Origin of the sequence: Streptomyces sp. NPDC006610, from assembly GCF_040611575.1 — a bacterium.
Lineage (GTDB): Bacteria > Actinomycetota > Actinomycetes > Streptomycetales > Streptomycetaceae > Streptomyces.
Genome location: NZ_JBEXOP010000005.1, coordinates 33149 through 57403, shown reverse-complemented (window position 1 = coordinate 57403; position 24255 = coordinate 33149). Strand labels below are relative to the sequence as shown.

The window sequence follows — 24255 nt, the reverse complement described above, 5'->3', positions numbered from 1 at the left end:
CCTCGGGTCAGGGCCGAATTTCAGCCAGGAGAGGTCCTCACCGTACCTTCACACGCGGCGTCGCCGGCAGCGACCGCGGACAGCGCCTGCGCCAGCTCCACCAGCCCGCTCGTGCCGGAGACCTCCGTCGCGTGCAGCCGGTACGTGCTCGCGCTGTCGAACGGCTCCTCACCGGCCGCCGCCCGCCGCGCGGCGTCGGCGAGCATCGCCGCCTCCGCGACCAGCCGCGCCTCGTGGCCGGAACGTCCCGCACGCAGCGCCGTCTCCCGCGCCTTCTCGCGGACCCGGTCGTCGAAGTACGGCGCGAGCGCCAGCAGGGCGTCGTGGATGGACACCTCACGCCACTGCAACCGCTCGCGCGGCGACTGCCACCACGACGACGGCGGTTTCGGCGCGGTCGACGCGAACCGCACCAGCGACCACAGCGGCCCCAGCCGCCGGTGGTCGCGCAGCCCGCGCCAGTGCGCGGCCACCGCCGGCACCAGCCGCGGCAGCACGAAGCCCGCGGAGAACAGCAGCGCGCCCAGCGACGCCATCGGCGGCGCCACCTTCGTGGACAGCGCGTCCAGGTCGTTCCCCGTCCAACGCGCCACCACCGCCGTGTACTTGGCCAGCTGGAACCCCACCAGGTCCAGCACCCCGCCGGCCAGGATCAGCCGCAGCCCGAGCCGGAGCAGACCGGTGACCTCGCGCGCCCATTTCACGCACAGCACGCACATCACGCCCATCGCCGCGGTGTGCCCGAGCAGATAGAGCAGGATCATCTCCCGCATGTACGGCGTGTTGGCGTAGTACGTGTCCAGGTCGGTGAGCCGCTCGACGCGCGCGTCGGCGTGCGCGAACAGCGTGACGATCGTGGCGATCAGCCCGGCGTACGCGACGATCGTGCAGCACACCATGTGCCGTACCCGCTCGCGCGGCCCGCCCCGCCAGTTGATCAGCAGGATCAGCAGCGAGCAGCTGTACGCCGACAGCATCCCGTACGTCAGCGGCGCGCCGAAGTTGGTGATGCCGGTGAGGTCGTTGACGGCGGCCAGGGTCAGCGGCGCCGAGCAGACGAAGACCAGCGCGCCGAGGACGATCGACACGCAGGTGGAGAGGGTGAGCGGGTTGCGCAGAGCGGTGCGCGGCCGCCGGAACAGCAGCACGGCCGAGGAGCCGAAGACCAGGGCGGCCAGATAGACGACGAGGCTCATCCGGCGTCCGCCGTGCCGTTGCCGCCGGGGCCGCTGGGCACGCGGACGGCGACGGGCACGGTGCCCGCCAGCGCGTCGGCGATGCGGACCAGGGCGTCGGGCTCGGGCAGCGCGTTCATCGACCACACGTCGGCCTCCGGGGGCGCCCCGCGCCCGGCCTCCTCCCGCACCGCCGCCGCGATCACCACCGCCCACGCCAGCGCCTCGGCCCGCGGCCGGGCCCGCTCCGACCGCAGCGCGTCCTCCAGCGTCCGGTCGTACAGCGCCCGGTCGAAGTACGCGTCGAGGTGGCTGAGCGCGTTGTGGATGCTCGTACGGCGCCACACCAGCCGCGTCGCGGGCGTGGCGAACCGCGGGCGGGGCAGCCGCAGCGCGCGGCGGGTCAGGACGTCGTCCAGCTCCCGCTCCAGCGGCTCCAGCCGCTCGTACGTCCGCCGGGCCCGCCGCCACTGAGCCAGCCAGGAGCCCGCGAGCGGCAGCAGCACGCCGACGACGGTCAGCAGCGCGCCCATCCCCGCCGCGACGGGGGAGACGGTCGTGCCGAGCGCCGACCAGTCCCGCCCGATCCACCGGGCGGACACGGCGGCCAGCTTGGTCACGCTGTAGCCGGCGCTGCACGCCATGCCCACGCCGATCAGGGCCAGACCGAGGCGCAGCCGGCCGTCCACCTGCCGGGCCCAGCGCAGCGCGGACACCATGGTGACGCCGGCGGCGACGAGATGGCCGACCAGGTAGAGCACGATCATCTGGGCGATGTACGGCGTCGTCGCGTAGTACGTGTCGAAGTCCACGCGCCGCTCCACCGGGGTCTCGCCCAGCGCGAAGGCGACGGCGATGCCGAGCAGGACCGCCGCGTACGCCAGCACCCAGCAGTGGGCCGTGCGGTGCACGCGGGGGCCGCCGCGCCAGTGCACGATCAGCACCTGGGAGGCGGCGCTGTACGCGGTGATGGACGCGTACGTCAGCGGCGCGGCGAGGTTGGGCACGTCGCTGAGCCGGTTGACCGCGCCGACGGTCGGGGGCGCGCCGAGGAAGAAGCAGGCGCCGGCCAGGCCCAGGACCGCGCAGATGGCACGCAGGTGGGGGTCGTGCCGGTGACGTATCAGGTCGGGGGCCTTGACCAGCAGGCCGAGCCAGAGCACGGCGCAGCTGACGTAGTTGATGAGGCTGCTCATGCTCTCGTCCCGCGGTAGTTGAGCGCGGCCCCGATACGGCCGGCGAGATCCTGGGCGTCGCCGCCGCGTGCCGGGAAGTCCTCCGACGCCTCCAGCCACACTCGCAGCCGACGGCCCATCAGCATGCCGAAGCGGTCGGCCTCCTGCTCCTCGGCGAGGCTGAAGTCGGTCCGGGCGGCGACGAGCACGGGAGCCCCCGGCGTCCGCTTCGCCGGCCCGTCCCGATCCTGCCGGTGCATGTGCCACACCTCATGGCAGAAGATCACGATCTGGTGCCAGACGGCGGCCCGCTTGTCGACGACGACGTCGTCGTGCGTCTCGCCCCTCAGCCACAGCCCGCTGGCCGTGTGCGGCGGGAACGCCCTGCGGTGCACGGCGACTTCGCGGCCCCGCCAGGCGCTCACGGACTCCACGAGCGCCGCGAACAGGACCTCGGGGTCGGCGGGGACGGGCACCTCGATCGGCTCGACGAGGAGGTCGGCGAGGCGCCTCATCTCCCTGCTCCTACGCACCGTTCACCGATCCCTCCCTGTACGCCGGGTCACCGTGCACTATGCCAACACCCGAGCCATCGCGCCCACTCACTCACTACCCCGCACCTTCCACGATCCCCACGGTCGCCACGGTTCGTCCGCACTTCGACGCCGCCGGGGGGCCGGGCGCGGTGCGGGGCGTTGTCGCGCAGGAACGTCTCGCGGCGCGTCTGCCGCGGCTCGGGGCCGGCCCGCAGCGTGAACGGGACCTGCTCGCCGCGGGCCGTGCGCATCAGCGAATACGGGGGCCGCCGCTCGTGGTGCGCGGGCCGCACCCGCAGGCACTGTCCGCCGTGCGGCAGGATGACCCCGACCGCGATCAGCACAGCGGACGGACACGCCGCCGGCGGCGCCACGTTCGGCTCGAGCCGGTCCGGGGCGCGGCCGGTCCGGCGGGCCGCCACCGCGGTCGGCCTTCGCGGCGTCGGGGACCGGGTCGAGCACGCAGCCGGCGCCCAGGCACCTCGGTCCCCGGCGCAGCCACGCGTCCAGCCCGTCGGTGCGGACCCGGTTCCGGATCAGCCCGGACGCGATCAGGACGGCCGTGGGGTGCGCCGGCAGGCGGAGCAGGGTCTCCTCGTGCGTGAACGGCATGTTCGCACGGGAGGCGTCCAGGTCCCGCGGCCGCTCCTCGGGAGCGTCCGCGAGTGCGAACGGCACCCGGAGCCGGATGATCGTCGGCAGCTCGATCGCCGCCGCCGGCACGAGGGCCGGAATCCACCGGAAGGGCGTGGAGAACGCGCTGAGGAACCCGGCGGGCCCCCGCGCCGCGCCCTCCGCCATCCACACCCCCCACAGGGCCTGCCCGCCGCCCGCGGCGGCTCATACGGCCTCGTTCCGCCCGTTCGGCCCGTTCGGCCCGTTCGGCCCGTTCGAGGTTACGCGCCCCGGACCGGCGCCCACGGGCTTCCCGAAAGTTTTGCCGGACCCATTGACGCGCACGGCCAACGAACCTACGGTCCCGTTCGAAGTTACGAGCACTATTCGAAATACCGAACGGTGTGTCTTCCGGGCACATTTCGAACAGTAAGGGCAGGGCATGGGACGACCTGGCCTGAGTCGCAGGCACATTCTCGCCGGCATCGGCGGGCTCACCGTCGCCGGAAGCTTCGGCTTCGCGGCTCTCGGGACCGGGGCCGACGCGCTCGCCTCCGGTGCGGACACCCGCGTGCGCTACTGGAACCTCTTCAGCGGCGGCGACGGCTACAACATGATCGCGATGCTGGACGCCTTCCGTAAGGAAAACCCCGACATCGACGTGAAGGACTCCACCCTCCAGTGGGGCAACCCCTTCTACACCAAGGTCGCCATGGCTGCCGCGGGCAACCGCGCGCCGGACCTCGGCGTCATGCACCTGGGCCGGGTCACCGGCTTCTCACCCGGCCGGCTCCTGGACCCCTGGGACGTCGACCTGCTCGCCAAGTACGGCGTGAAGGAAGCCGACTTCAACCCCGAGCTGTGGAAGCGCGCCGTCATCGACGGCAGGCTCTACGCCCTGCCCCTCGACATCCACGTACAACTCTGCTTCTACCGCAAGGACGTGCTGAAACAGGCCGGACTGCTCGGCGACGACGGCAGGATGGTGCCGGTCACGTCGACCCGCGACTGGTTCGACGTCCTGAAAGAGGCCAAGAAGGTCACGAAGAAGGGCCTGCAGACCGTCGGCCTGTGGGCCAACGACCAGAACTTCCAGTGGTGGTTCTTCGTCTCCTTCTACACCCAGCTCGGCGGCACCTGGTTCAACGCCGAGAACACCGAGGTCACCTTCGACGCCGACAAGGCCACCCAGGTCCTGGAGTTCCTGCGCCGGCACGTCAGCGACGGATACACCATCCCCGGCGCGCCCACCGGCGAGCAGTTCCTCAACGGCGCCCCCTTCACCTGGGAGGGCAACTGGTCGGTGCCGGTCTTCTCCGGCGCCGAGCTCGACTACGGCGCGACGCCCCTGCCGCCCGTCTTCGGCACACCGGCCACCCACGCCGAGTCGCACGCCTTCGTGCTGCCCCACCAGGCCGGCCGCGGCGGCGCCGCCAACGAGGGCGCCCACAAGCTCGCCGCCTACGTCGTGCGCAACGCCCGGGCCTGGGCCGCCGGCGGCCACATCCCCGCCCACACGCCGACGCTCGCCACGCCCGAATACCAGAAGCTCGCACCGCAGAACGAGTACGCCGGCGCCATGGACCACCAGGCCACCGAACCCAAGGTGTGGTTCGCGGGCTCCACCGGTGTCCTCGCCCAGGACCTCGGACCCGTCGTCGTCTCCTCGACCATGGGGTCCGCCAAGCCGGCCGCCGTCGCGCAGCGCATGAAGGCCCGGCTCGCCACGCTCCTCGCCTCGAAGAACCCGATGGACGGCAAGACCGCCGCGCAGGGAGGTGCCGTCGCATGACGACCGGTGCTCATACCGTCGCCACCCCGGCCCGGACACGGACCGCCACGGCCACCGCGACCGTCCGCCGCAAGCAGGGCTTCCAGCACGGGGGCTGGTTCGTCGCCCCGTTCCTGGCGCTCTTCGCGCTCTTCGTGATCTGGCCGCTGCTGCGCGGCGTCTACCTCAGCTTCACGAACGCCAACATCTCCGGAGAGAACACCGGCTTCGTCGGCTTCGACAACTACCGCGAGGCGCTGAACGACACCGCGATGTGGGACGCGCTCGGCCACAGCGCGTACTTCACGCTCCTCGTCGTCCCCTGCATCACCCTCCTCGCCTTCCTGCTCGCGATGCTCGCGCACAACATCGAGCGCGGGAAATGGCTGTGGCGGCTGTGCTTCTTCGCACCGTTCCTGCTGCCGTCGACGGTCGCGGCCAACATGTGGCAGTGGCTGTTCACCCAGGGCATCGGCCTGTTCAACGAGACCTTCGGCCTCGAAACGCCCTGGCTGACCGACAAGTCGTACGCGATGCTCGCCATCGTCATCACCACCCTGTGGTGGACGGTCGGCTTCTGCTTCCTGCTCTACCTCGCCGCTCTCCAGGGCATCCCGGCCCACCTGTACGAGGCCGCCAAGCTCGACGGGGCGGGCGCCTGGCACCGCATGGTCCACATCACCCTGCCGATGCTGCGCAACATCACCGGCCTGGTGATCGCGCTCCAGATCCTCGCCTCGCTCCAACTGTTCGACCAGGCCGTCGTGATGATGGACTTCGGCCCCGGACCGGAGCTCAGCACTCGCTCCTTCGTCCAGTACACCCTCGAACAGGGCTTCACCAGCTACCGCGTGGGCTACGCCTCCGCGATGTCCGTCATCTTCTTCGTGATCATCGCAGTCGTCGCCCTGGCGCGGATGTGGCTGCTGCGCACCCGTGAGGAGGGCACCCGATGAGCAGCACGCAGATCCGGCTCAAGCCCCGCAGTTCCTGGACGCCCGGCCAGATCGTCCTGACCGTCCTCGGCATCGCCGTCTCCGCCGTCTTCGTGGCGCCGATCGTCGCCGCCCTGCTGACCTCGTTCAAGTCCGAGGCCGAGGCGGCCGAGATCCCGCCGCACTGGCTGCCCGAGGTCTGGACGGGCCAGGCGTGGAAGGCCCTCTTCGAGACCGGCAACATCACCAACTGGTTCGTCAACTCCCTGGTCGTCTCGGTGTGCGTCACGGCCGTCGTGCTCACCGTCAGCGCCCTCGCCGGATACGGCTTCGCCCGCACCGAGTTCCGCGGCAAGAACATCCTGCTGGGCGTCGTCATGGCCGGCCTGATGATCTCGCCCGCGGTGCTCGGCGTGCCGCTGTTCACCACCGTCCAGCAGATGGGGATGGTCGACACCTACTGGGGCATGATCCTGCCGCAGTGCGCGCCCGCCGCGATGGTCTACATCCTCTACAAGTTCTTCCAGGGCATCCCGCGCGAGCTGGAGGAGGCCGCGTTCATCGACGGCGCGGGCCGCTGGCGGGTCTTCTTCACCATCGTGCTCCCGCTGTCCCGTCCCTCCCTCGCCGCGGTCGGCATCTTCACCTTCATCGGCTCGTGGAACAACTTCCTGTGGCCGTACATGGTGACCAACAACCCCGACCTGATGACCATGCCGAACGGCATCGCGACCGTCATGAACTCCTACGGCATCCAGTGGGCCCAGCTCATGGCCGGCGGCCTCATGGCCGGCCTGCCGCTGATCGTCGTCTTCGTCTTCTTCCAGCGCCAGATCGTGGCGGGTGTCGCGCACACCGGCCTCGCCGGTCAGTGACATCCCCTTCCAGGAGACCCAGTTGAAGTCCACGCGCATCGCGACGGTCCTCGCCGCCGCCCTCGTCGCCCTGCTGCCGACCACGGCCACGGCCGACGCCGCCCATCCCGACCCGGTCGACATCACCGGCCAGGAGATCATCCACGACCCCACGGTCATCCGCCTCAAGTCCGGCGGCTACGTGGCCTATTCCACCGGCGGCGTCATCGGCGCCCGCCTCTCCGAGGACCGCGTCCACTGGGACGACTCCGGCAACGCCTTCGCCGAGCCGCCGAGCTGGTGGTACGAGTACAACGCCACCGGCGACCCGTGGGCGCCGGACATCTCCTACCGCGACGGCCGCTACTGGCTCTACTACTCGGTCTCCTCGTGGGGCAGCAACCACTCCGCGATCGGCGTGGCCACCTCCCGCACCGGCCTGCCCGGCTCCTGGACCGACCACGGCAAGGTCTTCTCCTCCGAGCGCACCGACCACTGGAACGCCATCGACCCGGCGATCGTCAAGGCCGACGGCAGGCTGTGGATGGCGTTCGGCTCCTACTGGACCGGCATCCGCATGGTCGAACTCGACCCGGAGACCGGCAAGGCGGTGCCGGACGCCGAGGTCCACCACCTGGCGACCCGCCCCGACGCCCCGTACGCGGTGGAGGGCCCGTACATCGTCAGGCACGGCGCCCACTACTACCTCTTCGCCTCCTACGACGCCTGCTGCTCGGGCGTGAACTCCACGTACAAGATCCGCGTCGGCCGCTCGACGTCGGTGACCGGCCCCTACACCGACAGCACGGGCAAGCCGATGCTGGAGGGCGGCGGCGACCTCCTCCTCGCCGGCCACGGCCGCTACGTCGGCACGGGCGGGGAGTCGGTCTTCCGCGACCGGGGCAGGGACTGGCTGGCGTACCACTACTACGACGCGGAGGACCAGGGCACCCCGAAGCTGGGCCTGAACAGGCTGGACTGGACGAAGGACGGCTGGCCGGTCGTCCGTTAGGCGTACGGCCCAGGTGGGGCCGGGCCCGCGGACGACCGCGCCCGGCCCCGCACTCACCCCACCACCACCCCCGCTCTCCCCCTCGCAGATGACGAGAGACACCACCGGATTCGGAAGGACCACATGCGCACCGCCCGTTTCACCCTCGACCCCGCCTTCACCGTCGGCGAAGTCAACCCCCGCCTGTTCGGCAGCTTCGTGGAACACCTCGGCCGCTGCGTCTACACCGGCGTCTTCGAGCCCGGCCACCCCGCCGCGGACGCCGCGGGCCTGCGCACCGACGTCCTGGAACTCGTCCGCGAACTCGGCGTGACCGCCATCCGCTACCCCGGCGGAAACTTCGTCTCGGGCTACAAGTGGGAGGACTCCGTCGGCCCCGTGGAGGACCGCCCCCGCCGCCTCGACCTGTCGTGGCACTCCACGGAGACCAACCGCTTCGGCCTGTCCGAGTACATCGACTTCCTGCGCAAGATCGGCCCCCAGGCGGAGCCGATGATGGCGGTCAACCTCGGCACGCGCGGCGTCGCGGAGGCCATCGAACTCCTGGAATACGCCAACCACCGCCGGGGAACGGCCCTGTCGGACCTGCGCGTGGCGCACGGCGACGAGGACCCGTACGGCATCCGCCTGTGGTGCCTCGGCAACGAGATGGACGGCCCCTGGCAGACCGGCCACAAGACCGCCGAGGAGTACGGCCGCCTCGCCGCCGAGACGGCCCGCGCGATGCGCCAGATCGACCCCGCCCTCGAACTCGTCGCCTGCGGCAGCTCCGGCCAGTCGATGGAGACCTTCGCCGCATGGGAGGCGACGGTCCTCCAGGAGACGTACGACCTGGTCGACCACATCTCCCTGCACGCGTACTACGAACCGGTGGACGGCGACGTCGACTCCTTCCTGGCGTCGGCGGTCGACATGGAGTCGTTCATCGAGAACGTCGTCGCCACCTGCGACCACGTCGGCGCGCGCCTGAAGTCCAAGAAGAAGATCAACCTCTCCTTCGACGAGTGGAACGTCTGGTACATGTCGCGCTGGCAGGAGCAGGCGACGACGTTCGAACAGGACGACTGGCCGGAGGCCCCCCGCCTCCTGGAGGACAACTACAGCGTCACCGACGCCGTGGTCTTCGGCTCCCTCCTGATCGCCCTGCTCCGCCACGCGGACCGCGTCACGGTGGCCTGTCTGGCGCAGCTGGTGAACGTGATCGCCCCGATCATGACGGAGCCCGGCGGACCGGCGTGGCGGCAGACGACGTTCTACCCGTTCGCCCAGGCGTCGAAGTACGGCCGCGGCGAGGTCCTCGACGTCCGCGTGGACTCCCCGACGTACGAGACGAAGAAGTACGGCGAGGCCGACCTGCTGCACGCCACGGCGGTCCGTGCGGAGGACGGCACGGTCACGGTCTTCGCGGTCAACCGCAGCCGTACGGAGTCCCTGCCGCTGGAGGTCGCCCTGGCCGGCCTGGACGTGACGTCGGTCGTCGAGCACAGCGTCCTCTCGGATCCCGACCCGGACGCCCGCAACACCCTCACCGACCCGGACCGCGTCACCCCGCACGAGACCACCGGCACGACGATCGAGAACGGCCGGCTGACCACGAGCCTGGAACCCCTGTCCTGGAACGTGATCCGCCTGTCCTCCTGATCCGCCGGTCCTCGTGATCCGCCCATCGTGAGCGGGCGGTCAGTAGGAGAGCGCGTCCTCGGCGGTGCCGAAGAAGCTGGTGACCTTGCCGTCGTCGACGACGACCGGGCCACCGCCGATCGGCACCGTCACGGGGCTCTCGGAGGCGTTGAGCGCGATCTCCACCTGCTCGGCGTCGTGCCCGCCGCCGCCCGCGCCGAGGGGCGCGAACATGATCCCGGCGTAGGCGCGGTCACCGGGCTCCAGCATCCGGTCCGTGCCGGCGGGCCCCATGTGCTCGGCGGCCCCGTCGAGCCCGGGCACCGTGATGACCGCGTCATCGGCCCCCAGCAGACAGGGGTCACCGCCGTTGTTGGTCGCGGTCAGCAGCGTGTGCCCGACCTCGGCGGCCGCGACGGTGACGACATAGTCGAGGTCACCGGTCTCGCACATGCCGACGCCGCCGTCCTGATCGTCACCGGCGCCGTCGTCCGGCGAGGGGGTGCCGGCCGGCGAGGGCGTGTCGGAGTTGGCGCCGGTGGGCGAGGGCGTGGCGGAGCCCTCACCGTCGCCCGCGCCCCCGGGGGACGGACTCGCCGTCGCACTGGGAGCGGCGGCGGCGTCCTCCTCGACGCCGCCCTCACACGCGGTCAGGGCCAGGACGCCGAGCGAGAGGGAGGCCAGTAGGGCGGCGGTACGGCGAGCACGGACGGTGTACGTCATGAGAAGTCCCCCGGAAGTCGTTGCGTTGCGGCGATAGTGCCCCAGGAGGACGCCGCACGGGCGTGCCCGCACGGAGCGGGGGCCGTTTGCGCACAGGCCTGTGACACTGCGACAGCCTTCCGGCGGCCGGGGCAGCAGTACACCCCGGTTGGGCCGTTACCCCGGCCTGGGAGATCCTGGACCCATGAGGATCTCGGCAAGGGCGGACTACGCGGTACGGGCGGTACTGGAGCTGGCCGTACGGCAGGACGAGGGACCGGTGAAGGCGGAGACGGTCGCCGCCGCGCAGGACATTCCGCACAAGTTCCTGGAGGGGATCCTCGGCGACCTGCGCCGCGGCGGCGTCGTGGAGAGCCGGCGGGGCGGCAGCGGCGGGTACCGGCTGGCGCGTCCGGCCTCGGAGATCACCGTCGCGGACATCATCCGCACCGTGGACGGACCGATCGTCTCCGTACGCGGCGAACGCCCGACCGGGCTGACCTACCAGGGCTCCGCCGAGCCGCTGCTCCCCCTGTGGATCGCCCTGCGCGCCAACGTCCGCAAGATCCTGGAGGGCGTCACCATCGCCGACATAGCCGCGGACGCCCTCCCCGAACCGGTCCGCGAACTGGCGGCGGAACCGGCGTCGTGGGAGAACCCCGTTTGAGTCCGGCGGCGGGCGGGGGCGGCTGTCGATCCATTCGAAGCGCGTCGCGTCGGAACGGCGTGGAACCCGGGTACCGCGAGATGAAAAGGACGGGGCTCGGCCGCGTCCGAGACCTGGCCGGACGTGTGCAGCTCGCTTGCGGGGCAGGAGAACCCCGTCCACGCCCCGCCGCTTCAGGGCCGGGCGCCCGGCTTGTCGACCCCGAACGGTTCACGCGGTTCACGTCCGGCGGCGGGACGTCCTGGCCGGCCACTGCGGTTGACCTTGACACGGTGACAACCCCTTCACTGGCGTCGAGGAGGTGGTCCCATGACCACACAGGAACAGGAACAGGAACCGGGACGCGGGTGGGGGACCGGCGCGGCTCGTCTGCTCGGCGCCCTGGAGGACGCCCGGCCCTCCGTGCGGCTGCGGGCGGCGATGGCTGTCGGTGCGGAACCCGACCCGCGCTACGTCGGCCCGCTCGTCGCACGCTGTGCGGTCGAGCCCGAGTTCTTCGTCCGCGACACCCTCACCTGGGCCCTCACCCGCCACCCCGTGTCCCTGACGCTCCCGGCGCTGCTCGCGGAGCTGCGCTCGGGGCGGGCGCAGGCCCGCGGCCAGGCGTTGCACACGCTGTCCAAGATCGGGGACCGGCGGGCGTGGCCGGCGCTCACCCGTGCGCTGCTCACCGACGCCGACGACGAGGTCGCGCGCAGCGCCTGGCGGGCGGCGGCCGTGCTCGTGCCCGAGGGGGAGGAGCCGGCACTGGCCGCGGTGCTCGCCTCGCAACTGGGCCGTGGCGGGCGCGAGACGCGGCTCAGCCTCAGCCGGGCGCTGATCGCCCTCGGCGAGGTGATCGTGCCGGCGCTGCGCGCTGCCAGGATGGACGGCGACGACGACGTACGGGCGCACGCGATGGCCACGGAGCGGCTGCTGCGTGACCCCGAGGCCGGATTCGCGTTCGCCGTCGAGGAGGCCAAGCGCGTCGTCGCCCTCGGGCGGGCCGCCGGGCAGGAGGGATGACGGACGGTGCTGATCGGTGAGGTGGCGCGGCTGTCCGGGGTCAGCGCCCGGATGCTCCGGCACTACGACGCGCTGGGGTTGGTGCGGCCGACGGGGCGCAGCGGCGCCGGGTACCGCGAGTACTCCGGCGACGACATCCGGCGGATCTTCCACATCGAGAGCCTGCGGTCGCTCGGACTGTCGCTGCGGGACGTCGGGCGGGCCCTCGACGATCCGGGGTTCACACCCTCGGAACTCGTGGACGACCTGATCCGGCAGACCCGGGAACGCATCGCCGCCGAGACCGAGCTGCTCACCCGGCTCCGCCGGATCAGCGCCGCGGAACCGGGGGACTGGGACGACGTTCTCCAAGTCGTCGCCCTGCTGAGGGCGTTGAGGTCCACGAACGCAGGGACGCGGCAGCGTGCCGCCCTGTCCTCGGTCGAGGAGGCGGAGGCCGCGGTGCCCGTGGAGGCGCTGGTCGAGGCGGTGCTCGGCGAGTCGGACCCGAACGTGGCCGGCGCCCTGCGCTGGGCCCTGGCGCGGTCGGGCGGCCGGGGGGCACTGGCCCCGCTCGCGGAGGGCCTGCGCTCACCGGCCGCCGAGGTGCGCGGGCGCGCCGTCCGGGCCATCGCCGAGTTGCCGTACGGCGACGTGGAGGAGACCGGGCCGCCGCACGAGGGCGAGACGACCGACCCGCCGCCCGGCGAGGCGACCGACCTGCCGTACGGCGGCCAGGCGTCCGCGCTGCCGCACGGCGACCCGCCCGCGCAACCGCGCGGCGACCCGACCGCGCTGCTCCTCGACGTCGCGCTCCCGCACCCGGACGCCGAGGTCCGCCGGCACGCCGCCCTCGCGCTCGGCGCGCGCGGTGTGGCCGACGCGATCCCCGCCCTGGTCGACATGGTCGTGGAGGAGGCGAACGACGTCGACGCGGCCGACGTGCTGAGCGCGCTGGCCGGCCGTCCCGAGACGGCGGAGCGGATCGCCGCCGCGCTCGTCGGCCGTCTCGCCCACGCCGCCGCCGACGCGCCCGTACGCCGGCGGCTGACCCAGGCGCTCGCGGACATCCCCGGAAGCACCGCGACCCGCGCCCTCGAAGACCTGGCCCACGACGACGACCGTGCCGTCGCGCTCACCGCGGCCTACGTGCTCACGATCCGCCCGGCGCGGTAGCGGCGCGCTCGTCGAACCGCCTGCGCGCCGCCTCGATCGCCTCGATGTTCGCCTTCGACCAGTCGGTGATCGTCTGCACCAGGCCCCCCACCTCGCGCCCCAGCCCGGTCAGCCGGTACTCCACGCACGGCGGCACCGTCGGATGCACCGTGCGGGTCAGCAGTCCCTCGCGCTCCAGGGCGCGCAGCGTCTGTGTCAGGACCTTCGGCGTCACCCCGTCCAGCCTGCGCCGAAGCTCGGCGAAGCGCATGGGGCGGCCGTCCTCCAGGGCCACCAGCACCAGCATGGTCCACTTGCCGGCGATCAGCTCCAGCACGGCGCGGGTAGGGCAGTCGCGCAGGAAGACGTCCACGCCGCCGTGTTCTCTCAGATCGAAGCCGGTATCCATGAGGAACCTCGATATCAGAAAAGTGCGTACTTCCGTTCGGACATCGGCCCGGCCGACCATGAACGCGCCGCGCGACGCGCGGCGAAACGCGCGAAACGCACGCCACCGCACCCGTTCTGCCGAGGAGTTCCGATGCCCGCCCGTATGCACGCCATCGTCCAGTCGGAGTTCGGCGGCCCCGAGACGCTGGTCCACGTCGAGACCGACGTGCCCGAACCCGGGCCCGGGGAGGTGCTCGTGCGGGTCGCCGGCGCCGGCGTCAATCCGGGGGACGCGGTGCTGCGGTCCGGCCGCGTGCCGGAGCTGGTCGCCCTGCCGTGGACGCCGGGCAACGACGTCTCCGGCGTGGTGGAGCGGATCGGCGAGGGCGTCACGCGGTTCGTCCCCGGCGACGAGGTGTACGGCATGCTGGCCGTCACCGGGCGCGGAGCCTACGCCGAGTTCACCGTGGCGCCGGCCGCCGCGCTCGCCCGCAAGCCGCGCGACACCGGCCTGGTGGAGGCGGGCGGCGTGCCCCTCGTCGCGCTCACGGCCTGGCAGGCACTGGCCGTACTGGCCCGGGTGCGGCCCGGCGACCGGGTGCTCGTCCACGCCGCCGCGGGCGGGGTGGGGCATGTGGCGGTGCAGCTCGCCAAGGAGCTGGGGGCGTACGTCATCGGCACCGCGCGCGCCGACAAGCACGGCTTCCTCGAGGACCTGGGCGCCGACGAACTCATCGACCACACCGACGTCGACTTCCGGTCCGCCACCGCCCCGGTGGACGCCGTCCTGGACCTCGTCGGCGGTTCCTACGGGCCGCGTTCCCTGGACGTGCTGCGGCCGGGCGGCATCCTCGTCGGCGCGTCCATCGACCCGGGCACCGACGAGCGGCGGGCGGCGGCCCGCGGGCTGCGCTACGCCTGGGTCACGGCCGCCCCCTCCGGCGAGGCGATGGAGCGCATCACCGAACGCATCGAAGCGGGCCGCCTGCGCGTCCGCGTGCAACGGACGTATCCGCTGGCGGAGGCGGCGGCGGCCCACCGGGCGATCGAGGAGAAGCGGACGACCGGCAAGATCGTCCTCACTCCGTGATCAGGACGGGTTCAGCTTGATGGCGAACCCGTTGAAGATCGACCATACGTCGACCCAGCCGAGGCCGGTGGTGCAGCCGGAGGGGCCGCAGCCGAAGCCGACGCTCACGATGCCGTTGAGCTGACGGGAGTCGGGGTCGTTGATGTAGATGACCGGGCCGCCGCTGTCACCGCCCCGGCCGACGACGCCGCCGTAGTGGGGGACGCCGTAACTCCCCCACACGGTGGTGCCGTTGACGTTCCAGGAGACGTTGCCGGCGTAGACCGTCCGGATGTTGCAGACGACCTTGGAGTTGTAGCCGAGCTGGCAGGTGAAGTCGCCGACCGCGACGTTGCGCACGCCGTTGAGGTAGCGGGAGTACCCCGTCGCGTCGGTGCCGTCCCAGGTGCGCCGGTAGGTCGGCGCCTCGATGAACGCCGAGTCCAGGTCGGCCCGCTTGTACTTGACCTGGCCGATGTAGTTGCCGCCGGCCGCGTGGACGTGGGTGCCGACGTTGTAGCAGTGGCCTGCGGTGACCAGCCACTGCCGTCCGTCCCACGTGCTGATGGCGGGGATGCCGCTCGTGCACTGCGCCAGGCTGCCGGACGCGGGGCCGAGCGCGGCGCCCGCGTAGAACGGGGAGGTGTCGTTCCACCGGCTGAGCGGCTTCGCCGGCGGCGCCCTCCTGACGCGGACCTCCGTTCCGCCGGCGTCGGCGCGCTCGCGGGCGACGGCCGGCGAGGCGAGGTACGCTCTCGCGGCCTCGGGCTTGTCCACGGCCAGTTCGATCGTGCCGCCGTCGACAGAGCTGCCCGCCATCTCCACCTTGAAGGGCAGGTCGGCGCGGCCGGTGAGGTCCGCAATCTCCTTCCTCAGCTGCTGCCGGGACTTCTCGCCGCGGACCACGTTGATCAGGTCCGTGTCCACCTTCGGGTTCACCTTGCGGACCGCGGCCAGGAACGCGCCGCGCTCGTCCACGTCGGTCAGGTAGACGTTGACCGAGCGGTAGTCGGAGGCCATCTCGACCTGCGTGTAGATGTCCGCGCGGGCGCCCTGTCCCACCTGGGCGGCGGCGTCGGCCGCCAGCCGCAACGGCTCGAGTGCCTCGGCCTGTTCCTCCGGCGTCATCGCCGCCACCGCCTCGACGGACAGCGGGCCGGGTGGTTCCGCGTTGGCCGACACCGCCATGATCGGCAGCAGGGCCAGTGCGCCCGCGAGGACGAGCGCACGGTGGATCGCTTTCTTCATCTGTGCCTCCAGGTCGGACCCCGCGACGCGCGAGGTGACGATATGTCGGGCGTAACGGTAGAGTCGGAAATACCGGCCCAGTACCGCTGATTAAGGTTGTACTGCGCACTCGCGGAACGGCTCCGCCGGGGGACACGGCCGTGAAGCGGGGGACGTCAGTGCCCTTGCGAGGCACGGTCCGGCGGGTGGGGGCCGGTCGAGCGCGTCCCGAGGGTCACTCCTGCCGCCGCCGTCGCGAGGCGCCTCCGGGGAATCAGTTCCACCACGGCCGAAAATCGACGGCCGATTGTCACGCGGGTGGGGAAGTTGTCGCAGGTGGGCGCGTTCTCCGGGCGTGAGGGGCGCGCAATTCGTCAACGAGTGATAACCGTACGTGTGTTCCAGTGTGATGTATCGGCCACTCGTCAAGAGGGCTCAACCTTCCGGCAGTTGTCCCGCCCGAGCCCGATGTCGTTCCGCCGTTGCGCGAACCATTGACGCGCAAGGGGTTCGATTCTACGTTCCGTTCGCAGTGACGATCGTTGTTCGAAATCCAGAACGGGAGCGTCCCCATGAGCCGCACAAGAACCCCCCGCACGCCCCGCCTCCTCCTCGCCCTCCCCGCAGCACTCCTCCTCGCGCTGGTGCCGACCAGCGCGTCGGCGTACCCGAACCCCGGCACCGTCACGGGGTCCGTCGTCACGCACGACCCGACGATGATCCGCACCTCGTCCGGGCAGTACCTGCTCTACGCCACCGGCGGCGGCATCGCCAGCAAGACGTCGAGCAACCGCACAGCGTTCAGCGCGGGCGCCGACGCCTTCTCCAGCCGGCCGGGCTGGTGGTCGACCTACTCCTCCGTGCCGGAGGCCTGGGCACCGGACATCTCGTACCACGGCGGCAAGTACCTGCTGTACTACTCCGTCTCGAAGTTCGGCTCCAACACCTCGGCCATCGGACTGGCCACCTCCACCACCGGCCTCCCGGGCTCGTGGAGCGACCAGGGCATCGTCTACAGCTCCAGCTCCTCCAGCGACTTCAACGCCATCGACCCGAACCTGTTCGTCGACAGCGACGGCAAGTGGTGGCTGTCGTTCGGAAGCTGGTGGACCGGGATCAAGATGATCCAGATCAACCCGTCCACCGGAAAGCAGCTCTCCACCAACACCACCCGCTACTCCCTCGCCTCCCGCCCCACCGGGACCAAGGCCGTCGAAGCGCCGTACATCGTCAAGCGGGGCAGCTACTACTACCTGTTCGCCTCGTACGACACCTGCTGCGCCGGCACCGGCTCCACGTACAAGGTCAAGGTCGGCCGGGCCACCAGGGTCACCGGGCCGTACTACGACAAGAACGGCGTCAGCATGATGAACAACGGCGGCACCCCGGTGCTGGAGTCGCACGGCCGCTACATCGGCCCCGGCGGCCAGTCGATCATGAACGACGTCGACGGCGACCTGATCGTCTACCACTACTACGACGGCCAGGACAACGGCACTCCGAAGCTCGGCGTCAACCTCCTGAACTGGAGCTCCGGATGGCCCGTCGCCTACTGACCCTGCTCGCCGCGCTGCTGCTGGCCCTGGCGGTCGGACAGCCCTCCGCGAGCGCGGCCTCGTTCGCCAACCCGGTCAAGGCCCAGAAGGGCGCCGACCCCTGGATCGTCCACCACTCCGGCAACTACTACCTGGTCTCCACCAGCTGGACCGACGTCATCACCATCCGCAAGTCCGCCACCCTGGCCGGGCTGTCCACCGCGCCGAGCGTCCAGGTCTGGCAGGGCGACGCGGCCTCGCGGTGCTGCAACATCTGGGCGCCCGAACTGCACTACCTCAACGGCCGCTGGTACCTGTACTACGTCGCCGGGCAGAACGTGTCCGACTACAACCCCACCCAGCGCAGTCACGTCCTGGAGAGCACCGGCTCCGACCCCATGGGGCCGTACACCTACCGGGGCCAACTCAACTCCGCCTGGATGCTGGATCCGACGGTCGCCACCATCAACGGCCGGCTGTACGTCTTCGGCAGCACCCACGCCAACGGCACGCAGAACATCGTCGCCGCGCGGATGTCCAACCCGTACACCGTCAGCGGGTCCTTCTCCACCGTCTCCACGCCCACCCACGCGTGGGAGCGGTCGGGCGCGCCCGTCAACGAGGGGCCGGAGATCCTCCAGCGGGGCGGCAGGACCTTCCTGTACTTCTCGGCGAGCGGCTGCTGGACCCCGGACTACAAGCTCGGGCGGCTCACCCTCACCGGGTCCGACCCGCTGTCCGCGGCGTCCTGGACGAAGAAGTCCACCCCGGACTTCCAGCGCAACGACGCGGCGGGCGTGTACGGGCCCGGTCACCACGGCTTCTTCACCTCGCCCGACGGCGCGGAGAGCTGGATCGTCTACCACGCCAACGACGCCGCCTCCGAGGGCTGCGACAACGGCCGTACCGCGCGGGCGCAGAAGTTCACCTGGAACGCGGACGGCACGCCGAACCTCGGCACGCCGGTCGCGCTCGGGGCGTCCCTGGCCGGGCCGTCGGGCGAGCCGTCCGGGGTGCAGCGGACGTACACCCTCACCAACCGCAACAGCGGCAAGTGCCTGGAGGTGGCGGGCGGTTCGACGGCGGACGGCGCCAATGTGCAGCAGTACGCCTGCAACGGCGGCGCCCACCAGCGCTGGCGGCTGGAGGACCTGGGCGACGACACCCACCGGCTGCTGAACGTGGCCACCGGCAAGGTCCTCGACACCGCCGACTGCTCGGCCGCCGACGGGGCCGACCTGCGGCAGTGGGGCTGGCTCGACAACACCTGCCAGCGGTTCCGGTTCGTCGCCACGGACTCCGGGCACGTCCGGATCGTCAACCAGGCCTCCGGCAAGGTCGCCGACGTGGCGGACTGCTCCACCGCGGACGCGGCCGACGTACGGCAGTGGACGTGGCTGAACAACGGCTGCCAGCAGTGGCGGCTGAACCCGGTGTAGGGGCTCAGCCCGCCTGGCCCGTCCCCGCGGGGACGGGCCAGGCGGGCGCGCCGGGCCACCCGGTCGCCTCCGCCTCCGGGTGGCCCGTGCGGGGGAGCACGGGCCACCCGTGCATACGGAGGCGGGTGGGCCGCCGTTCAGCTCACGCGTCGAGGGCGTTGACCGTTCACGCGTCGAAGGAGTGCACCGTCGTCGACCGGTAGGTCTGGCCGGGGCGCAGCACCGTGGACGGGAACGACGGCTTGTTGGGCGAGTCCGGGAAGTGCTGGGTCTCCAGGCACAGTGCGTCGCCCTGCCGGTAGACCGAGCCGCCGGTGCCGACGAGCGTGCCGTCGAGGAAGTTGCCCGAGTAGAACTGGAGGCCCGGCTCGGTGGTGGCGATCCGCATCGTGCGGCCCGAACGCGGGTCGCGCAGGGTGGCGACGTGCTCGGGCCGGGCGGTGATGCCCTTGTCGAGGACCCAGTTGTGGTCGAAACCCTGGCCGTACAGCAGCTGCTGGTGCGGCGCCCGGATGTCCTCGCCGACCGTCTTGGCCCGGCGGAAGTCGAACGGGGTGCCCGCGGTCCGCGCGCGCTCGCCCGTGGGGATCAGGCCCGAGTCGACCGGCGTGTAGCGGGAGGCGGCGATGGACAGCTCGTGGTCGTACACCGTGCCGCTCGACTCGCCGGCCAGGTTGAAGTAGACGTGGCTGGTGAGGTTGACGACGGTCGGCCGGTCGGTGGTGGCCTCGTAGTCGATGCGCCAGTCGCCGGACCGGGTCAGGGTGTACGTCACCGTGGTGCGCAGCGTGCCCGGGTAGCCCATCTCGCCGTCGGCGCTGGTGTGGCGCAGCCGCAGCCCGGTGTCCGTGCCCTCGGTGAACGGCTCGACGTCCCAGACCCGCTTGTCGAAGCCCTGCGCCCCGCCGTGCAGGCTGTTCTCGCCGTCGTTGACGGAGACCTGGTACTCCGTGCCGTCCAGGGTGAAGCGGCCCTTGCCGATGCGGTTGCCGTACCGGCCGATCAGCGCGCCGAAGTACGGGCTGGAGGCGACGTAGTCGGCCAGGTCGTCGAAGCCCAGCGACACGTTGGCGTACCGGCCGCGCCGGTCCGGGACCTCCAGTGACTGCACGATGCCGCCGTAGGAGAGGACCTTCATCCGCGTGCCGCCGTTCTCCAGCGACCAGCGATGCACCTCGGTCCCGTCGGCGAGCGTGCCGAAGAGTTCCTTCACGGGCCTGTGCCCTCCCCTGGCGTGTGCGGTGCCGCTCATCGCGGCGGTGACACCGGCGGCGGCCGCCCCGGCGATGACGGTACGTCTGCTCAGTTCCATGTGCGGCTCCTGGAAGAGAAGGGGCCCCGCTCCTTCGGAGCGGGGCCCGAGCGACTTACGAACCGACCCTGCGCTTGTTCCACACGTCGAACCCGACCGCGGCCAGCAGGGCGAAGCCCTTGATGACCTGCTGCCAGTCGGTGCCGACGTTGAGGAGGTTCATGCCGTTGTTCAGCACGCCGAGGACGAGGCCGCCGATGATCGCGCCGAGGACGGTTCCCACGCCGCCGCTCATGGACGCGCCGCCGATGAACGCCGAGGCGATGGCCTCGAGTTCGTAGTTCAGGCCCGCCTTCGGCGAGGCCGCGTTGAGGCGGGCGGCGATCGCCATGCCCGCCAGGGCCGCGAGCGCGCCCATGTTCACGAAGACCAGGAAGGTGACCTTCTTGTCCTTCACACCGGACAGCTTGGCCGCCGGCAGGTTGCCGCCGATGGCGTAGATGTGACGGCCGAAGACGGCGTTGCGCATGACGTAGCCGTAGCCGACCACCAGCACGCCGAGGATCAGCAGCACGATCGGCGCGCCCTTGTAGCTGGCGAGCAGCAGGGTCACGACGAGGATCGCGGAGACGATCGCGACGAGCTTGAGCAGGAAGATGTTGCGCGGCAGCACCTCGAGGGAGAACTCCTGCTGCCGCTTGCGGTCCCGGACCTCCTGGAGCACCGCGAAGACGATCAGCGCGAGGCCGAGCAGCAGCGTGATGTTGTGGTAGTTGGTCTCCGGGCCGGTCTCGGGCAGGAAGCCGTTGCCCAGCTTCTGCATGCCCTCCGGGAACGGGCCGAGGGTCTGGCCCTCCAGCAGGATCTCGGTGAAGCCGCGGAAGATCAGCATGCCGGCGAGGGTGACGATGAACGACGGTATGCCGCCGTAGGCGATGAAGAAGCCCTGCACCGCGCCCGCCACCGCGCCCACCAGCAGGCACAGCACCACGGCGGCCGGCCAGGGGATGTCGTGCTGCACGGTCAGCACGGCGGCGAACGCGCCCACGAACGCCGTCAGCGAGCCGACCGACAGATCGATGTGGCCCGCGATGATCACCATCATCATGCCGACGGCGAGGACCAGGATGTAGCTGTTCTGCAGCACCAGGTTGGAGACGTTGCGCGGCAGCAGCAGGTCCCCGTCGGTGAGCACCGCGAACAGCGCCACGATCAGGCCGAGCGCGATCAGCATGCCGTACTGCCGCATGTTGCGGCGCATGCCGTCCAGCATCAGCTGCAGCAGGCCGGCGCCCGAGGCCGCGCCGCCCTTGCCGGGCGGCGCCGGGGCCGGCGTCTTGGCGGTCACATCGGTGCTCATCGGGTTACCTCTTTGTCCTTCGTCATCTGACGCATCAGCGATTCCTGTGAGGCCTCGGCCCGCGAGAACTCACCGGTCAGCCGGCCGGCCGCCATCGTGTAGATGCGGTCGCACATGCCGAGCAGCTCCGGCAGCTCGGAGGAGATGAAGACGACCGCCTTGCCCTGGGCGGCCAGTCGGTCGATGACCGTGTAGATCTCGTACTTCGCCCCGACGTCGATGCCGCGCGTCGGCTCGTCCAGGATCAGCACATCGGGACCGGCGAAGATCCACTTGCTGAGGACGACCTTCTGCTGGTTGCCGCCGGACAGCTTGCCCACCGGTTCGAAGACGGTGGGCGCCTTGATGTTCATGGACTTGCGGAAGCCCTCGGCGACCTGCCGCTCCTCGTGCTCGTCCACCACGCCCCGCCGGGCCACCTTGTCCAGCGCGGTCAGGGAGATGTTCCGGTTGATGGTGTCGATGAGGTTGAGCCCGTAGTGCTTGCGGTCCTCGGTGACGTACGCGATCCCGTGCGCGACGGCGTCGGCGACGGACCGGGTCCGGATCTCCCGGCCGTCCTTGAGGACCGTGCCCGCCGCGTACCGGCCGTAGGTCCGCCCGAACACGCTCATCGCCAGCTCGGTGCGGCCGGCGCCCATCAGGCCCGCGATGCCGACGATCTCCCCGCGCCGGACGCTGATCGACACGTCGTCGACCACCTTGCGGGTCCGGTCGATGGGGTGGTGCACGGTCCAGTTGCGGATCTCCAGGGCCGGGGCCGCGCCCGCCTCCGGCTCGTGCGGGGTGCGCTCGGGGAAGCGGTGGTCGAGGTCGCGGCCGACCATGCCGCTGATGATCCGGTCCTCGGTGGTCTCCGGAGCCTTCACGTCGAGGGTCTCGATCGACCGCCCGTCGCGCAGGATGGTCACCGAGTCGGCGACCCGGCGGATCTCGTTCAGCTTGTGGGAGATGATGATCGAGGTGATGCCCTGTTTCTTCAACTCCAGGATCAGGTCCAGGAGTTTGCCGCTGTCCTCGTCGTTGAGCGCCGCGGTCGGCTCGTCGAGGATGAGCAGCTTCACCTTCTTCGCCAGCGCCTTGGCGATCTCCACCAGTTGCTGCTTGCCCACGCCGATGTCGGCGACGCGGGTCTCCGGGTGGTCGTCCAGACCGACCCGGCGCAGCAGCTGCGTGGCGTGCCGCAGCGTCTCGTTCCAGTTGACGAAGCCGCGGGAGGCGTGCTCGTTGCCGAGAAAGATGTTCTCCGCGATGGACAGGTACGGCACCAGGGCCAGCTCCTGGTGGATGATCACGATGCCGTGCTGCTCGCTGGCCCGGATGTCCTTGAAGCGGCAGACCTCCTGCTCGAAGAGGATCTCGCCCTCGTAACTGCCGTGCGGGTGGACGCCGGAGAGGACCTTCATCAGGGTCGACTTGCCGGCGCCGTTCTCCCCGCAGATGGCGTGGACCTCGCCCTGACGGACCGCCAGAGTGACGTCCGACAACGCCTTGACGCCGGGAAAGGTCTTGACGATCGAGCGCATTTCCAGGACGGGTCCCGCCATGGTCGTGCCTTCCAGTCAGTGGTGCGGACGGTGGGAGGTGGGGCTACTTGAGGTCGCTCTCCTCGATGTAGCCGGAGTCGACGACGGCCTCCTGGTAGTTCTCCTTGTCCACGCTGACCGGCTCCAGCAGGTACGCCGGCACGACCTTCGACCCGTTGTCGTAGGTCTTCTCGTCGTTGACCTCGGGCTTCTTGTCGTTGAGCAGGGCGTCGACCATGTTCGCGGACACCTTGGCCAGCTCGCGGGTGTCCTTGTAGACGGTCATCGACTGCTCGTCCGCGATGATCGACTTCACCGAGGCGACCTCGGCGTCCTGCCCGGTGACGATCGGCAGCGGCTTGCTCTTGGAGCCGTAGTTGTCCGACTTCAGCGCCGACAGGATGCCGATGGAGATGCCGTCGTACGGCGAGAGGACCGCGTCGACCTTCTCGGACTTGTAGGACTTGGTGAGGATGTCGTCCATGCGGCGCTGCGCGGTGGCGCCGTCCCAGCGCAGGGTGGTCACCTGGGTCAGCTCGGTCTGGCCGGAGCGGACGACGAGCTGCTTCTTGTCGATGTACGGCTGCAGGACGTTCATCGCGCCCTGGAAGAAGTAGCGCGTGTTGTTGTCGTCGTTGGAGCCGGCGAACAGCTCCAGGTTGAACGGCCCCTTCTCGCTGCCGTCCTTCAGCCCGAGCTGCTCGACGATGTACGTGCCCTGCAGCTCGCCGACCTTCTCGTTGTCGAACGACGCGTAGTAGTCCACGTTCTCGGTGCCGAGGATGAGACGGTCGTACGAGATCACGGGGATGTCGGCGTCCTTGGCCTGCTGCAGGACGTTGTTCAGCGACTTGTTGTCGATCGCGGCGACGATCAGCGCGTCCACGCCCTGCGCGATCATGTTCTCGATCTGCGAGACCTGCTGGTCCGGCTTGTCCTCGCCGAAGACCAGCTTGGTCTCGTAGCCCTTCGCCTCCAGGTTCTTGACCACGTTGTCGCCGTCGGCTATCCACCGCTCGGAGGACTTCGTGGGCATCGAGATGCCGATGGTGGCGCCCTCGCTGCCGCCCTTGCCCTCCTCGCTGCCGCCCTCGCTGCTCTGCCCGCAGGCGGAGAGGGTGAGGGCGAGGGAGGCTGCGGTGGCCAGGGAGGCGAGTGCGGCTCTGCGGTTGCGCATGGTCATCATCCTTGATGTGTGCAGGGCAAGAGGTGTGGGAAAGTGTGCGCCGCTGTGCGGTCTTGTGGTGAGGGCGTTG

21 protein-coding genes are annotated in these 24255 nt (G+C 70.8%); 11 read left to right on the top strand and 10 right to left on the bottom strand.

Features of this window, described 5'->3' with window-relative positions; all coding sequences use genetic code 11:
- Positions 1-20: 20 nt before the first annotated feature.
- From ABZY13_RS05860 to ABZY13_RS05850, 3 genes are read right to left on the bottom strand one after another with little or no spacing between them, the layout of a single operon-like run.
- Positions 21-1196, bottom strand: coding sequence for an MAB_1171c family putative transporter (locus ABZY13_RS05860; protein WP_356627626.1), 1176 nt, complete (start codon positions 1194-1196; stop codon positions 21-23).
- Positions 1193-2371: an MAB_1171c family putative transporter gene (locus ABZY13_RS05855; RefSeq protein WP_356627625.1), complete on the bottom strand. Its 1179-nt coding sequence runs from the start codon at positions 2369-2371 to the stop codon at positions 1193-1195. The genes ABZY13_RS05860 and ABZY13_RS05855 overlap by 4 nt, the downstream gene beginning before the upstream one ends.
- Positions 2368-2865 (bottom strand): toxin, encoded by a 498-nt coding sequence (locus ABZY13_RS05850; protein WP_356627624.1) that lies wholly within the window; start codon positions 2863-2865, stop codon positions 2368-2370. The genes ABZY13_RS05855 and ABZY13_RS05850 overlap by 4 nt, the downstream gene beginning before the upstream one ends.
- 1078 nt (positions 2866-3943) lie before the next feature.
- On the opposite strand from ABZY13_RS05850, the gene ABZY13_RS05845 reads away from it, so the two are divergent.
- From ABZY13_RS05845 to ABZY13_RS05825, 5 genes are all read left to right on the top strand, one after another.
- Positions 3944-5293: an extracellular solute-binding protein gene (locus ABZY13_RS05845; protein ID WP_356627623.1), complete on the top strand. Its 1350-nt coding sequence runs from the start codon at positions 3944-3946 to the stop codon at positions 5291-5293.
- Entirely contained in the window at positions 5290-6228 is a 939-nt protein-coding gene (locus ABZY13_RS05840) for a sugar ABC transporter permease (RefSeq protein ID WP_356627622.1), read from the top strand. Before ABZY13_RS05845 ends, ABZY13_RS05840 begins: the two co-directional genes overlap by 4 nt.
- Complete coding sequence (locus ABZY13_RS05835) at positions 6225-7082, top strand: carbohydrate ABC transporter permease (protein WP_356627621.1); 858 nt, start codon at positions 6225-6227, stop codon at positions 7080-7082. The genes ABZY13_RS05840 and ABZY13_RS05835 overlap by 4 nt, the downstream gene beginning before the upstream one ends.
- Before the next feature lie 22 nt (positions 7083-7104).
- Positions 7105-8073, top strand: a complete 969-nt coding sequence (locus ABZY13_RS05830; RefSeq protein ID WP_356627620.1) for an arabinan endo-1,5-alpha-L-arabinosidase — start codon at positions 7105-7107, stop codon at positions 8071-8073.
- 123 nt (positions 8074-8196) lie between these two features.
- Positions 8197-9714, top strand: a complete 1518-nt coding sequence (locus tag ABZY13_RS05825) for an alpha-N-arabinofuranosidase (RefSeq protein ID WP_356627619.1) — start codon at positions 8197-8199, stop codon at positions 9712-9714.
- A 39-nt stretch (positions 9715-9753) separates the two neighbouring features.
- On the opposite strand, the gene ABZY13_RS05820 is transcribed toward ABZY13_RS05825, so the two are convergent.
- Positions 9754-10416: a DUF4232 domain-containing protein gene (locus ABZY13_RS05820; RefSeq protein WP_356627618.1), complete on the bottom strand. Its 663-nt coding sequence runs from the start codon at positions 10414-10416 to the stop codon at positions 9754-9756.
- 184 nt (positions 10417-10600) lie between these two features.
- On the opposite strand from ABZY13_RS05820, the gene ABZY13_RS05815 reads away from it, so the two are divergent.
- From ABZY13_RS05815 to ABZY13_RS05805, 3 genes are all read left to right on the top strand, one after another.
- A complete protein-coding gene (locus ABZY13_RS05815) occupies positions 10601-11062 on the top strand; it encodes an Rrf2 family transcriptional regulator (protein WP_356627617.1) in 462 nt (153 codons plus the stop codon).
- 309 nt (positions 11063-11371) lie between these two features.
- Positions 11372-12067 carry a HEAT repeat domain-containing protein gene (locus tag ABZY13_RS05810; RefSeq protein ID WP_356627616.1) on the top strand — a complete coding sequence of 232 codons (696 nt, stop codon included), beginning with the start codon at positions 11372-11374 and terminating at the stop codon, positions 12065-12067.
- Between the two features lie 6 nt (positions 12068-12073).
- Positions 12074-13222 carry a HEAT repeat domain-containing protein gene (locus ABZY13_RS05805; RefSeq protein WP_356627615.1) on the top strand — a complete coding sequence of 383 codons (1149 nt, stop codon included), beginning with the start codon at positions 12074-12076 and terminating at the stop codon, positions 13220-13222.
- Here ABZY13_RS05805 and ABZY13_RS05800 read toward each other — a convergent pair.
- A complete protein-coding gene (locus tag ABZY13_RS05800; RefSeq protein WP_356627614.1) occupies positions 13200-13610 on the bottom strand; it encodes a helix-turn-helix domain-containing protein in 411 nt (136 codons plus the stop codon). The two genes, ABZY13_RS05805 and ABZY13_RS05800, sit on opposite strands and share 23 nt — an antisense overlap.
- 132 nt (positions 13611-13742) lie before the next feature.
- Here ABZY13_RS05800 and ABZY13_RS05795 point away from each other — a divergent pair, with 132 nt between their 5' ends.
- Positions 13743-14681 (top strand): NADP-dependent oxidoreductase, encoded by a 939-nt coding sequence (locus ABZY13_RS05795; RefSeq protein WP_356627613.1) that lies wholly within the window; start codon positions 13743-13745, stop codon positions 14679-14681.
- Here the strand turns inward: ABZY13_RS05795 and ABZY13_RS05790 are convergent, their stop codons facing one another.
- Positions 14682-15908 (bottom strand): hypothetical protein, encoded by a 1227-nt coding sequence (locus tag ABZY13_RS05790; RefSeq protein ID WP_356627612.1) that lies wholly within the window; start codon positions 15906-15908, stop codon positions 14682-14684.
- 551 nt (positions 15909-16459) lie between these two features.
- Between ABZY13_RS05790 and ABZY13_RS05785 the strand changes: the two genes are divergently transcribed.
- Both ABZY13_RS05785 and ABZY13_RS05780 read left to right on the top strand, forming a co-directional pair.
- Positions 16460-17443 (top strand): arabinan endo-1,5-alpha-L-arabinosidase, encoded by a 984-nt coding sequence (locus ABZY13_RS05785; RefSeq protein ID WP_356627611.1) that lies wholly within the window; start codon positions 16460-16462, stop codon positions 17441-17443.
- Positions 17425-18861 (top strand): family 43 glycosylhydrolase, encoded by a 1437-nt coding sequence (locus tag ABZY13_RS05780; protein ID WP_356627610.1) that lies wholly within the window; start codon positions 17425-17427, stop codon positions 18859-18861. The genes ABZY13_RS05785 and ABZY13_RS05780 overlap by 19 nt, the downstream gene beginning before the upstream one ends.
- 166 nt (positions 18862-19027) lie before the next feature.
- Here ABZY13_RS05780 and ABZY13_RS05775 read toward each other — a convergent pair whose 3' ends face one another.
- From ABZY13_RS05775 to chvE, 4 genes are read right to left on the bottom strand one after another with little or no spacing between them, the layout of a single operon-like run.
- Positions 19028-20173, bottom strand: coding sequence for an aldose epimerase family protein (locus ABZY13_RS05775; RefSeq protein WP_356627609.1), 1146 nt, complete (start codon positions 20171-20173; stop codon positions 19028-19030).
- 55 nt (positions 20174-20228) lie between these two features.
- Positions 20229-21473 (bottom strand): multiple monosaccharide ABC transporter permease, encoded by a 1245-nt coding sequence (gene mmsB, locus ABZY13_RS05770; protein ID WP_356627608.1) that lies wholly within the window; start codon positions 21471-21473, stop codon positions 20229-20231.
- Positions 21470-23020 carry a multiple monosaccharide ABC transporter ATP-binding protein gene (gene mmsA / locus ABZY13_RS05765; protein WP_356627607.1) on the bottom strand — a complete coding sequence of 517 codons (1551 nt, stop codon included), beginning with the start codon at positions 23018-23020 and terminating at the stop codon, positions 21470-21472. The genes mmsB and mmsA overlap by 4 nt, the downstream gene beginning before the upstream one ends.
- Positions 23021-23063: 43 nt before the next feature.
- Positions 23064-24176 (bottom strand): multiple monosaccharide ABC transporter substrate-binding protein, encoded by a 1113-nt coding sequence (gene chvE, locus ABZY13_RS05760; RefSeq protein WP_356627606.1) that lies wholly within the window; start codon positions 24174-24176, stop codon positions 23064-23066.
- Positions 24177-24255: the final 79 nt, after the last annotated feature.

Coding starts and splice junctions, on each gene's coding strand:
- ABZY13_RS05860 (WP_356627626.1), bottom strand. CDS start 1,196: ATGAGCCTCGTCGTCTATCTGGCCGCCCTGGTCTTCGGCTCCTCGGCC.
- ABZY13_RS05855 (WP_356627625.1), bottom strand. CDS start 2,371: ATGAGCAGCCTCATCAACTACGTCAGCTGCGCCGTGCTCTGGCTCGGC.
- ABZY13_RS05850 (WP_356627624.1), bottom strand. CDS start 2,865: ATGAGGCGCCTCGCCGACCTCCTCGTCGAGCCGATCGAGGTGCCCGTC.
- ABZY13_RS05845 (WP_356627623.1), top strand. CDS start 3,944: ATGGGACGACCTGGCCTGAGTCGCAGGCACATTCTCGCCGGCATCGGC.
- ABZY13_RS05840 (WP_356627622.1), top strand. CDS start 5,290: ATGACGACCGGTGCTCATACCGTCGCCACCCCGGCCCGGACACGGACC.
- ABZY13_RS05835 (WP_356627621.1), top strand. CDS start 6,225: ATGAGCAGCACGCAGATCCGGCTCAAGCCCCGCAGTTCCTGGACGCCC.
- ABZY13_RS05825 (WP_356627619.1), top strand. CDS start 8,197: ATGCGCACCGCCCGTTTCACCCTCGACCCCGCCTTCACCGTCGGCGAA.
- ABZY13_RS05820 (WP_356627618.1), bottom strand. CDS start 10,416: ATGACGTACACCGTCCGTGCTCGCCGTACCGCCGCCCTACTGGCCTCC.
- ABZY13_RS05815 (WP_356627617.1), top strand. CDS start 10,601: ATGAGGATCTCGGCAAGGGCGGACTACGCGGTACGGGCGGTACTGGAG.
- ABZY13_RS05810 (WP_356627616.1), top strand. CDS start 11,372: ATGACCACACAGGAACAGGAACAGGAACCGGGACGCGGGTGGGGGACC.
- ABZY13_RS05800 (WP_356627614.1), bottom strand. CDS start 13,610: ATGGATACCGGCTTCGATCTGAGAGAACACGGCGGCGTGGACGTCTTC.
- ABZY13_RS05795 (WP_356627613.1), top strand. CDS start 13,743: ATGCCCGCCCGTATGCACGCCATCGTCCAGTCGGAGTTCGGCGGCCCC.
- ABZY13_RS05790 (WP_356627612.1), bottom strand. CDS start 15,908: ATGAAGAAAGCGATCCACCGTGCGCTCGTCCTCGCGGGCGCACTGGCC.
- ABZY13_RS05785 (WP_356627611.1), top strand. CDS start 16,460: ATGAGCCGCACAAGAACCCCCCGCACGCCCCGCCTCCTCCTCGCCCTC.
- ABZY13_RS05780 (WP_356627610.1), top strand. CDS start 17,425: ATGGCCCGTCGCCTACTGACCCTGCTCGCCGCGCTGCTGCTGGCCCTG.
- ABZY13_RS05775 (WP_356627609.1), bottom strand. CDS start 20,173: ATGGAACTGAGCAGACGTACCGTCATCGCCGGGGCGGCCGCCGCCGGT.
- mmsB (WP_356627608.1), bottom strand. CDS start 21,473: ATGAGCACCGATGTGACCGCCAAGACGCCGGCCCCGGCGCCGCCCGGC.
- mmsA (WP_356627607.1), bottom strand. CDS start 23,020: ATGGCGGGACCCGTCCTGGAAATGCGCTCGATCGTCAAGACCTTTCCC.
- chvE (WP_356627606.1), bottom strand. CDS start 24,176: ATGCGCAACCGCAGAGCCGCACTCGCCTCCCTGGCCACCGCAGCCTCC.